General features: G+C 43.7%; 8 protein-coding genes and 1 pseudogene. 5 read left to right on the forward strand and 4 right to left on the reverse strand.

Features of this window, described 5'->3' with window-relative positions; genetic code table 11:
- Window positions 1–295: 295 nt before the first annotated feature.
- The 5 genes from mutT (at window position 296) to AB4512_RS12665 (ending at window position 7491) form a co-directional block, all read left to right on the forward strand.
- Window positions 296–694, forward strand: coding sequence for an 8-oxo-dGTP diphosphatase MutT (mutT, locus tag AB4512_RS12645; RefSeq protein ID WP_017062897.1), 399 nt, complete (start codon window positions 296–298; stop codon window positions 692–694).
- Between the two features lie 92 nt (window positions 695–786).
- The gene (gene dapB, locus AB4512_RS12650) at window positions 787–1611 is read left to right on the forward strand and encodes a 4-hydroxy-tetrahydrodipicolinate reductase (protein ID WP_020628676.1); all 825 of its coding nucleotides are present in this window, start codon (window positions 787–789) and stop codon (window positions 1609–1611) included.
- 503 nt (window positions 1612–2114) lie between these two features.
- The gene (carA, locus tag AB4512_RS12655; RefSeq protein ID WP_010434758.1) at window positions 2115–3269 is read left to right on the forward strand and encodes a glutamine-hydrolyzing carbamoyl-phosphate synthase small subunit; all 1155 of its coding nucleotides are present in this window, start codon (window positions 2115–2117) and stop codon (window positions 3267–3269) included.
- A gap of 16 nt (window positions 3270–3285) precedes the next feature.
- Window positions 3286–6516: a carbamoyl-phosphate synthase large subunit gene (gene carB / locus AB4512_RS12660; RefSeq protein ID WP_017059294.1), complete on the forward strand. Its 3231-nt coding sequence runs from the start codon at window positions 3286–3288 to the stop codon at window positions 6514–6516.
- Window positions 6517–6711: 195 nt separating this feature from the next.
- Window positions 6712–7491: a TSUP family transporter gene (locus AB4512_RS12665; protein ID WP_012603222.1), complete on the forward strand. Its 780-nt coding sequence runs from the start codon at window positions 6712–6714 to the stop codon at window positions 7489–7491.
- Here AB4512_RS12665 and AB4512_RS12670 read toward each other — a convergent pair.
- The 4 genes and pseudogenes from AB4512_RS12670 to AB4512_RS12685 form a co-directional block, all read right to left on the reverse strand.
- Entirely contained in the window at window positions 7442–8287 is an 846-nt protein-coding gene (locus AB4512_RS12670; RefSeq protein ID WP_102394343.1) for a LysR family transcriptional regulator, read from the reverse strand. The two genes, AB4512_RS12665 and AB4512_RS12670, sit on opposite strands and share 50 nt — an antisense overlap.
- A gap of 132 nt (window positions 8288–8419) precedes the next feature.
- Window positions 8420–9002: pseudogene (locus AB4512_RS12675) on the reverse strand (flavodoxin family protein).
- A 448-nt stretch (window positions 9003–9450) separates the two neighbouring features.
- Complete coding sequence (locus tag AB4512_RS12680) at window positions 9451–10113, reverse strand: hypothetical protein (RefSeq protein WP_372174981.1); 663 nt, start codon at window positions 10111–10113, stop codon at window positions 9451–9453.
- A gap of 99 nt (window positions 10114–10212) precedes the next feature.
- Window positions 10213–11064 (reverse strand): hypothetical protein, encoded by an 852-nt coding sequence (locus tag AB4512_RS12685; protein ID WP_372174982.1) that lies wholly within the window; start codon window positions 11062–11064, stop codon window positions 10213–10215.
- Between the last annotated feature and the right edge of the window lie 192 nt (window positions 11065–11256).

Consider the following 11256-nt stretch of genomic DNA (forward strand, 5'->3'; position numbering starts at 1 on the left):
ACAGTCGTAAGCTCCGTGCCACCGCCTTGCTCTCATACACTACAACTTAGCTTCATAAAACTGACAAATAGAATATAAAGAGTCGCTTAGGCGGCTCTTTTTGTATGTAAATTTCATGGCTTACTTTGTTACGCAAGGAAGTTGTCATTCCCTATAGCGAGGAGCGAGCGTAGTAGGGAATCTTGTTTAGTTAGGCTCGCGTAGTTTTAGATCCCCAACTCAGTCGTTCCTCTTTCTTGAGGATGACGTATTTAGGGACTATGTGAGTTCAGCGTTTTATTAAGGAACACCATCAATGAAAAGAATCCATATCGTAGCGGGTATTATCTTCAATCAAGATAAGTCACAGGTCTTTATCACTAAGCGTCCAGATGACAAGCACAAAGGTGGCTTCTGGGAATTTCCAGGTGGCAAGGTTGAAGAGGGCGAAACTATTGAGCAAGCGATGACTCGCGAGCTTGATGAAGAGGTCGGTATCAAGGTGACCGAGCAGTCTCTGTTTGAGCATCTTGAATTTGATTACACGGATAAGTCACTTAAGTTCGATTTCATTCTCGTGACTGATTTTGAAGAGCAGCCTTATGGTAAAGAAGGTCAGCAAGGTGAATGGGTAAGCCTAGAATCATTGAATCAATACGCCTTCCCAGAGGCAAATGTGCCAATTTTAGAGCGAGTAATAAAAGAGTTTTCGTAATTGCTAGCCTGAGTTTGAGATTGTTGTTAGTTTAAAGAGATTAATCGATTGAACGTTGCTGCAAGAGATAAGTGGCAACGGTAACCAAAACAATGGAGATATTCGCAGTGGTAAGAATTGCAATTGCAGGAGCAGCGGGCCGCATGGGCCGCAACTTGGTGAAAGCCGCTCATCATAATTCAGAAGCAAGTGTTGGAGCTGGTTCAGAGCGTCCAGAGTCATCTTTGGTCGGCGTAGATGTCGGCGAGTTATGCGGTGAAGGTCGTTTTGATGTTGCTTTAGTCGATGATTTGTCTAAAGCCATCGAAGAGTTTGATGTGATTGTCGATTTTACTGCCCCTGTTAGCACATTAGCGAATATTGAACTTTGTAAACGTCACGGTAAAAAACTGATCATCGGTACAACGGGCTTCTCTGAAGAAGAGAAGCAGGTGATTGATGCTGCTTCAAAAGAGATGGCTATCGTAATGGCACCTAACTACAGCGTTGGTGTGAACCTGGTCTTTAAGCTGCTAGAGAAGGCCGCTAAAGTGATGGGCGATTACTGTGATGTCGAGATCGTTGAGGCTCATCACCGTCATAAAGTCGATGCACCGTCAGGTACTGCGATTGGTATGGGCGAAGCTATTGCGGGTGCTATGGGCAATGAGCTGAACGATGTAGCTGTATGGTCACGCGAGGGTATTACTGGCGAGCGCACTAAAGATGAGATTGGTTTCGCGACGATTCGTGCCGGTGACATTATTGGTGAACACACCGCTATGTTTGCTGATATCGGTGAACGAGTGGAAATTACCCATAAAGCCACTGATCGAATGACCTTTGCTAATGGCGCAATCAAGGCCGCGGTTTGGTTAAATGATAAACCAGCAGGCTTTTATACCATGACGGATGTGCTTGGTTTGAATGACCTATAAATAGATATTTATGCGCTGGCAATTGCCGGCGCTTTCTTTATTTGGTGCCTTTTCCTTAGTAATCTCACTTCTCCGATCTTCCTTCTACTTTCTTCTTATCGCCTTTTTGACTCCATTTCTATGCTGTTTATGTGGTCTTTAGTGTGTTTTTTGTTTTAGATCTTTAAATTGTCATGTTTTCTCTTGGTATTTATCGATTGCGTTTTGTTGCTGATATTTTTATCACTCTATGGTTGGCTAAAATGAGGGGTGAAAATTAGAAAATCGTAATATTCGAGCTAAATGCGTATGAAAGTTGAACTTTTGGAGCTTTGAGGGGGTAAATTGAATTAGTCCTTACAAATGTTTAATTTCTTTTGAGTTAAATGTTGACACGTATCACGCAGATCACTAAAATACCGCCAATTTGTCTAATTTCCATAAACACGCAGTTTTTGGTGTTGCAGGAAGGTAGATTTGCAAATTAAATCAATTTTAATGCATTTTTATTTCTGGAGGTTGTCTTGAAGAAGTCAGCACTACTCGTCCTAGAAGATGGGACAGTATTTCACGGTGAAGCCATTGGCGCTGTAGGTTCTGCAGTTGGTGAAGTCGTTTTTAATACCTCGATGACGGGGTACCAAGAAATCCTCACTGATCCTTCCTATTCTCAACAAATCGTTACCCTTACTTACCCTCACATTGGCAATACCGGAACCAATTCCGAAGACGAAGAATCTTCTTCAATCCACGCTCAAGGCCTTGTGATTCGCGATCTCCCTCTAATCGCTTCTAACTTCCGTAATGAACAATCCCTTTCTGATTACCTTAAGTCGCAAAACGTTGTTGGTATCGCTGATATCGATACTCGTAAGCTGACGCGTATTCTTCGTGAAAAAGGCGCACAGAACGGTTGTATCGTAGCTGGCTCTTCAGTAAACGATGGAAACCTAGACGAAGCTCTAGCTCTTGCTAAAGCAAAAGAATTCCCTGGCCTGAAAGGTATGGACCTTGCGAAAGAAGTTACAACAAAAGAAGCGTATCAATGGAAACAAGGTTCGTGGACGCTTACGGGTGGACTTCCTGAAGCGAAAGCAGACTCAGAATTGCCATACCACGTTGTTGCTTATGACTTCGGTGCAAAACGAAACATCCTACGAATGCTTGTTGACCGCGGCTGCCGCCTAACGGTTGTTCCTGCTGAGACTTCAGCTGAAGAAGTACTTGCTCTGAACCCAGACGGTGTTTTCCTTTCAAACGGCCCTGGTGACCCAGAACCATGTACTTACGCAATTGAAGCGACAAAAGTGTTCCTAGAAAAAGGCTTACCAATCTTCGGTATCTGTCTAGGTCACCAGATTCTTGCTCTTGCGTCAGGCGCTAAGACAGTGAAGATGAAGTTTGGTCACCACGGTGCAAACCACCCGGTTAAAGATTTAGATCGTGATGTTGTGATGATTACTTCGCAAAACCACGGCTTTGCTGCTGACGAAGAAACCCTTCCAGAGACACTACGTGCAACGCACAAATCACTATTTGATGGTTCTCTACAAGGTATTCACCGTACAGACAAACCAGCATTCAGCTTCCAAGGTCACCCTGAAGCGAGCCCAGGTCCAGAAGACGCAGCGCCGTTATTCGACCACTTTATTGAACTAATCAAACAGCACACAGCGTAATTCGGAGTAGTAGACAATGCCAAAACGTACTGACATTAAAAGTATTCTTATTCTAGGTGCTGGCCCGATCGTTATCGGCCAAGCATGTGAGTTCGATTACTCTGGTGCTCAAGCTTGTAAAGCGCTTCGCGAAGAAGGTTACCGAGTTATTCTTGTGAACTCGAACCCAGCGACAATCATGACTGACCCAGATATGGCAGATGCAACTTACATCGAGCCTATCCAATGGGAAGTTGTGCGTAACATCATCGCTAAAGAGAAGCCTGATGCAGTTCTACCTACTATGGGTGGCCAAACTGCATTGAACTGTGCTCTAGACCTAGAAAAGCACGGCGTTCTTGAAGAGTTCGGTGTTGAAATGATTGGTGCAACGGCTGACGCTATCGATAAAGCAGAAGACCGTTCACGCTTCGATAAAGCAATGAAAGCAATTGGCCTTGAGTGTCCAACTGCTGATACAGCGAAAACGATGGAAGAAGCTTACAAAGTTTTAGACATGGTTGGCTTCCCTTGTATCATTCGTCCATCGTTCACGATGGGTGGTACTGGTGGCGGTATCGCTTACAACAAAGAAGAATTTGAAGAAATCTGTCGTCGTGGTTTGGATCTATCTCCAACTAATGAACTTCTTATCGATGAATCACTTATCGGTTGGAAAGAGTACGAGATGGAAGTGGTTCGTGACAAAAACGACAACTGCATCATCGTATGTGCGATTGAAAACTTCGACCCAATGGGTATTCACACAGGTGACTCAATCACTGTGGCTCCAGCTCAAACGCTGACAGATAAAGAATACCAACTAATGCGTAACGCATCTCTAGCAGTACTGCGTGAGATTGGTGTTGAAACAGGTGGTTCAAACGTACAGTTTGGTATCAACCCGAAAGATGGCCGTATGGTTATCATCGAAATGAACCCACGTGTATCTCGCTCTTCTGCACTAGCATCTAAAGCAACAGGTTTCCCAATCGCTAAGATTGCAGCGAAACTGGCTGTTGGTTTCACGCTAGACGAGCTAATGAATGACATCACTGGCGGCGCAACTCCAGCATCATTCGAACCAACAATCGACTACGTAGTAACTAAGATTCCTCGTTTTAACTTCGAGAAGTTTGCAGGTGCTAACGACCGCCTAACGACGCAAATGAAGTCGGTTGGTGAAGTTATGGCTATCGGCCGTAACCAACAAGAATCTCTACAAAAAGCACTTCGCGGCCTAGAAGTTGGCGCGACTGGTTTTGACGAAATGGTAGACCTAGACGCACCAGATGCTCTAACGACTATCCGTCACGAACTTAAAGAAGCTGGCGCAGAGCGTATTTGGTACATCGCTGACGCATTCCGTGCTGGTATGTCGGTAGATGGTGTATTCAACCTAACGCAAATCGACCGTTGGTTCCTAGTTCAAATCGAAGACATCGTTAAGCTAGAGCAAGAACTTAAAGCGAAAGGCTTTGCTGGTCTAAATAAAGACGAGCTAAACAAGCTTAAGCGTAAAGGTTTTGCTGATGCGCGCCTATCTAAGATTCTAGGTGTAGCGGAAAGCGAAATCCGTCGTCTACGTGACCAATACGATATCCACCCGGTATACAAGCGTGTAGATACGTGTGCGGCTGAGTTCTCTTCAGATACGGCTTACATGTACTCATCTTACGATGACGAGTGTGAAGCAAACCCAACAGACAAAGAAAAAATCATGATTCTAGGCGGCGGTCCAAACCGTATCGGCCAAGGTATTGAATTTGACTACTGTTGTGTACACGCATCACTAGCGCTGCGCGAAGATGGCTACGAAACTATCATGGTTAACTGTAACCCTGAGACTGTTTCTACAGACTACGATACGTCTGACCGTCTGTACTTCGAACCAGTAACTCTGGAAGACGTACTAGCAATCGCTCGCGTTGAGAAACCAAAAGGCGTTATCGTTCAGTACGGTGGTCAAACACCACTTAAACTGGCTCGTGCTCTTGAAGCTGCTGGCGTACCAATCATCGGTACTAGCCCAGACGCAATCGACCGTGCAGAAGACCGTGAGCGTTTCCAAGTTGCTGTAGACCGTCTAGGCCTACTTCAACCAGAAAACGCGACAGTAACAACAATGGAGCAAGCGGTAGAGAAATCTCGTGAAATCGGCTTCCCACTTGTTGTACGTCCTTCTTACGTACTTGGTGGTCGTGCGATGGAAATCGTATACGACGAGCAAGACCTACGTCGCTACTTCAACGAAGCAGTTAGCGTATCAAACGAATCTCCAGTACTACTTGATAGCTTCCTAGATGACGCTGTTGAAGTAGACGTAGATGCGATTTGTGACGGTGAGCGCGTTGTAATCGGCGGTATTATGGAGCACATCGAGCAAGCGGGTGTTCACTCTGGTGACTCAGCATGTTCTCTTCCTGCATACACGCTAAGCCAAGAAATCCAAGACGTAATGCGCGAGCAAGTTGAAAAGCTAGCGTTCGAGTTGGGTGTTCGTGGTCTGATGAACACGCAGTTTGCTGTTAAGAACAATGAAGTGTACCTAATCGAGGTTAACCCTCGTGCAGCACGTACGGTTCCATTCGTATCTAAAGCAACTGGTGCGCCAATCGCTAAGATTGCCGCTCGTGTAATGGCGGGTCAATCTCTAGAGTCTCAAGGCTTTACGAAAGAAATCATCCCACCTTACTACTCAGTGAAAGAAGTTGTACTTCCATTCAACAAGTTCCCTGGTGTTGACCCACTGTTAGGCCCAGAAATGCGCTCTACTGGTGAAGTTATGGGTGTTGGTGCGACGTTCGCAGAAGCATACTCTAAAGCTGAATTGGGTTGTGGTAACATCTACCCAGAAGGCGGTCGTGCACTTCTTTCTGTTCGCGAAGGCGACAAAGAGCGTGTTGTTGACCTAGCATCTAAACTATCTAAGCTTGGTTACCAGCTAGACGCAACTCACGGTACTGCGGTTATCCTTGGCGAAGCGGGCATCAACCCACGTCTAGTAAACAAGGTACACGAAGGTCGTCCTCACATTCTTGACCGTATCAAGAACAACGAGTATACGTACATCGTGAACACTGCAGCTGGCCGTCAAGCGATTGAAGATTCTAAAGTTCTTCGTCGTGGTGCACTTGCTGAGAAAGTTAACTACACGACTACGCTAAATGCTGCATTCGCGACTTGTATGGCGCACACTGCAGACGCGAAAACGTCAGTAACTTCAGTTCAAGAGCTACACGCTCAGGTTAAAGCTTCTCAAGCTTAATCGCCTAAAGTGTATCGCTGATATGCGGATATAAATGCTCAAAGCCCACTCCTCGGAGTGGGCTTTTTTATGTCTGTTATTCCGCGGTAACTTAATGATGAATATTTGGAATAGGTTAGAATCTTGTGTTTCGTTATTGCTCGTCTGCTGTGAGTGGTAACTTGTCGCTACACAGGATTTTAAGGCGTTGGGTATATGGAAATCACTCTAGAAATATTGGCTATCTTGTTTGTTGTTGCAACGGCAGCAGGCTTTATTGATGCAATGGCTGGCGGCGGTGGGTTACTGACTCTACCTGCATTGCTAGCGGCTGGAGTTCCACCCACGCAGGCACTGGCAACCAACAAACTCCAAAGCTCATTTGGCAGCTTCTCCGCGAGTTGGTATTTCGTGCGCAACGGTATCGTCAGCATCAAAGAGATGCGCCTTGCTATCTTTTGTACCTTTATTGGCTCTGCAATTGGCGCTGAGTTAGTCCAGCACATTGATGCGAGCCTACTGACCAGTGTTATCCCACTGCTGCTTATCGCTATCTCTCTCTATTTCCTGTTGGCACCCCAAACTAGAGCGTCTGAAGGAAAACAGAAGATCTCTGAGGCCATGTTTGCTCTGTGTATTGGTGGCGGCGTGGGTTTCTATGATGGCTTTTTTGGCCCAGGAACAGGTTCTATCTTCACCGTCTGCTTTGTTGCTATTGGTCACTTCTCGTTAGTCGATGCTACGGCGCGTACTAAAGTACTTAACTTTACCTCGAATATCGCTGCCTTAATTTTCTTTATTTTGGCTGGTTTGCCTATTTGGGAGTTGGGATTAGTGATGGCGGTCGGTGGATTTATGGGCGCTCAGCTTGGCGCTAAAGTGGTGGTGACAAAAGGGCAGAAATGGATTCGCCCCCTTGTGATCGTGATGTCGATGCTAATGGCGTCTAAACTGCTTTGGGAACAGCATCAACAATGGATTCTATCAGTGTTTTAACTCGTGGAGACTGGTAACTATTTGGTCTGACACAGATATGAATCGGCCGAATCAAGCCTGCTAATTCGGTGAAGCTATACAGATATTGAGGCTCAATATTGAGTGTTTTTACGATAGAGAGCGGGATCAACGCTGGCCCAGTCCCGCCCAATGCAAGTTGCGCCGCTGCGGTGTAGGCATCCATCTCCATCAAGGGTTTGATACCAAATTTTTCTAATACAGAAAGTTGATAAGAATTGGCTGGATTGGTCATGTCGTTAGTGATGACCATTGGAGGGAGATCCGTTAGCGGCGACTTACTCACTATGTAAAACGGTTCATCAAAAAGATGGAAGGTCATCAACCCATGATGTGGTGGCAGTAAGCCAGCACACAACCCCAAGGTCGCCTTGCCGGACTGCACCCGTTCGATAATTCTCGGCGTGTGGTTGGTGGTAATGGTGATGTACTTATCTTGCTGGATAAATTGGCCCATCATCTCACCTAAATAACCGGCTATCAGAGACTTATTGCTGTCTAGGGTGATGAGAGTGGTATCTTCCAACTCTTGCTGTTCATAAATAAGCCCACGAAGTTCATTGAATGTCGGGCCAATACTCTCGATTAATGCTATCGCATCTGGCGTGAGTTTTATCTGTCGGCCACTCGGTTCAATGAGCTTTTTACCTAGCTTCTTTTCTAAATTCGCAATCCGTTTGCTGACCGCTGATTGGCTGATATAAAGCAAACTGCCTGTGCGGCTCATGGTCTTTGCTTTACTCAATACCAGTAGAGTTTCGATTCCTTCGAGTAGCATTGGGTTATATTCATGAAAGTTGGGAATGATTGTTTCAACTTACCTCAAACAACATTCATTCTCTAGTCTTGAGATCATAGATATCAATCAAGCTAGGAGTTTTGAAGCTAGCCCGTCAGCTAACTAGTTAGTTTAGGTTCTCTTAACTAGACTCGCGATGCGCTGACCAAAATAGAAAGCAGTCTGAAGATCGTTACTGTTGATGTGACTATTGGTGCTATCTGCCGTCTCATCTTCACTGGCGACCAAACCAATGCTTGACCCTGTGCGATTCAAACCTAAGTCATCAATGTGCTTTGAGATATCAAGCCCAGCCCAAATCATGCCATGCTGACAGGCCAGAGTGAAAAAGCTCAACAAGGTTTGTTGCTGCTCACCGTTAAGGCTGCCGCCAGTGGTAAAGCCTGCTGCGAGTTTATTTCGCCATGCTTTCTTACAATAGCTACCACTACTTGCATCCATAAAGCTCTTAAACTGCGCGGCTGGTGAACCCATATAAGTCGGGGAGCCAAAGATAATGGCGTCACAGCTGTCTAATGACTTGAGCTTATCATCATTGTCATACCTTCCTTCGACCACTATCAGAAGATAGCACTTCGACAAGGAGTACTGAGTTAGGTTGTTGAGTGTTAATGCCTTCAGCGATTGTCTCAGCAACTTGCTTAGTTGCTCCATTCTTAGAGAAGAAAACAATGCCCACTTTACCAATACTCATCTTGAACTCCCTTTTGCCAATGTTAGTAAATACATTTATTTATAAAGCTATTTGTTTATTAATATAGCCTGCGAATTAGATAAGTAAACAAAAAACATTACTAACCTCTTGGCTAATGGACTAACTAAATTGAGTGTTAGGAAAAGAAGGGATCTTTGAAGAGTGGAAATAGAGGGTATCAGTGATTTGAAACCGGATTAAAAAAGGCCCCTTTGCGGAGCCTTTCACTTTGTAACGATAGCTTATTTGATAGCGAAGGTCGGCAATGATAACTTCCAGATATATCGTAGAGCGATGGCACTGAGTTGTTTTAGCTATTTCAGGAATTGCTGATAATTCATGCTACAACTGCTTGTTTCTTTGGTGAGAAGAGCGCACTACTTTCAGCAGTTGTCGTCTTCTATACCTTTCCATTAATGTTGCACTTATGATCTGAAATCAGGCCTAGTTACTTATCTGTTTTGTTGTCTTCAGTTGCCTTACTTTTTGCTTTTGCTTCCTGTTTTATCTGTTTGGATTTTTCTTGAACAGAAGCTGCTTTTTTCGTTGCTGCAACCTTTATTTCTTGAGATTTTACTTTAGCTTGTTCAGAGAGTTTTGAAGAGTAATGCATCAAAATAGTATCTAGAGCTTCAAAACGAGGGTGTATTTTATACGGCATGAAAATGAACACATTAAGCAAAATAAACCCTAAGACTAGAACAAAGCTGCCAATGCTCACTGAACTAGCAGCAATTTCGATAATTTGTTCAAATGGACTATTGTTGCTGCCCATGAACTGTGTCATTTGTTTTAGCTCAACATACATATCTCTTAATTCACCATATAATTTGAACAGATGGTAATATAAGTAGGCTAGAGAAAGCGCACCAAGGCCTTTTGCAACAAGCTTTGGCAAACCTACTGCACAAGCAATTGAGCCAGCAAGCATTAAGAATACGGCGAATAACCCATAAAAATCTAACCCTGATACTGAGTCAGAGATTCCCCACATGTTAATGGTGATTGCTGGTAAGAATGAACCAATGACAATCAGGCCATAAGCTGCTGTGCCAAAGAGATTCATGATTTTATTTTTTTGTACGTTCTCTGTTCTTTCTACAGTGTCCATTTTTATATTCCATTCCTAATAATATGTGTTGTAAAGTATTTAATTGTTCTTAAATCGACAGAAAAGGCACTAATCTAATCGATTAGTGCCAAACTTAAATTAAAATGGGCTAGAATCTGTTGGTGGTAGAATCTTGTCCAACTCTTCCTTCAATTCGTTTGCACTGTAATATGATCCTGAACGAGTCGAATAGGCAATATTAGCTCCAGTGTTAGATAGCGATGAAACACTTCGGTTTACATTATATTCAGGACAATTGTTGTCTCGATGAGCATTACCAATATAGTAGTATTGACTATTTTTAGAACTTAACATGGATAGTGCGTCAGATCCGCTACCGCCGCCAGTTCTACCCGCATTAAGCATAATATATCCATCGTCACTTACTCGACCATCAAAGTGGCTAAATAGATCAATGAGTGCAATATCTGCCTGTTCTGTTTCACAGTTCTTTCTATTTGTGTCTTTAGCTACTTTTTCAAAATATCCCCAAGTATATAGGTTTTCAGAAATATTTTGAGGTTGAGCCCACGGTGTAAACATCGAAACCAAACGATTAGAAGACATTGGCTTAGCTCTGAAGTAATACGTCAGAATGTCAGCGATTTCTTTGTCGCCACGCATTAATGCCTGTCTGAAATTGTGTTGCAGAGATTGAAAATCAGCTTCAATACGATATGGAGGTGTAGAGCCCTCAACCATTTGTACTGCTTCACACTTGTCATTGTAGACATTAAGGTGCGACGAAAGTGCAGATCGTGTGTCGTGAGTTAAATCCAAATATGTTTTTGAAGTCAGCGTCAAACGTTCAACGTCTTGACCTGCTTGGATCTGCTCGATGACATCACCAATGGAGTTAATTCGTGGATCATCGACACACTTTTGTGCAGAGTGTGCAATGCCAGAATACATCATAGCGAGACCTAAAACGGATAAGGTTATTTTTTTCATTGTTAATCACTTATTATGTAATGGTGTGAATTTAAGCCTTTTTATAAAGCTAGCCACTACCTTGTGGAAATATAACATCTACCAACAAGGTATTATTAAATTACAAGCTTACTTTTAAATTAGTCAATGGTGGTTAGATATAAAAAATATATTTTCATATAAATATCGATAATGAAAATATTAGATCTACTT

Origin of the sequence: Vibrio sp. 10N.222.52.B7 (assembly GCF_041474275.1) — a bacterium.
Taxonomy (GTDB): Bacteria; Pseudomonadota; Gammaproteobacteria; order Enterobacterales; family Vibrionaceae; genus Vibrio; species Vibrio crassostreae_C.

What these genes read in the sequence shown, in the direction of transcription:
- mutT (WP_017062897.1), top strand. Translation starts at nt 296, where the DNA reads ATGAAAAGAATCCATATCGTAGCGGGTATTATCTTCAATCAAGATAAG.
- dapB (WP_020628676.1), top strand. Translation starts at nt 787, where the DNA reads ATGGAGATATTCGCAGTGGTAAGAATTGCAATTGCAGGAGCAGCGGGC.
- carB (WP_017059294.1), top strand. Translation starts at nt 3,286, where the DNA reads ATGCCAAAACGTACTGACATTAAAAGTATTCTTATTCTAGGTGCTGGC.
- AB4512_RS12665 (WP_012603222.1), top strand. Translation starts at nt 6,712, where the DNA reads ATGGAAATCACTCTAGAAATATTGGCTATCTTGTTTGTTGTTGCAACG.
- AB4512_RS12670 (WP_102394343.1), bottom strand. Translation starts at nt 8,287, where the DNA reads ATGCTACTCGAAGGAATCGAAACTCTACTGGTATTGAGTAAAGCAAAG.
- AB4512_RS12680 (WP_372174981.1), bottom strand. Translation starts at nt 10,113, where the DNA reads ATGGACACTGTAGAAAGAACAGAGAACGTACAAAAAAATAAAATCATG.
- AB4512_RS12685 (WP_372174982.1), bottom strand. Translation starts at nt 11,064, where the DNA reads ATGAAAAAAATAACCTTATCCGTTTTAGGTCTCGCTATGATGTATTCT.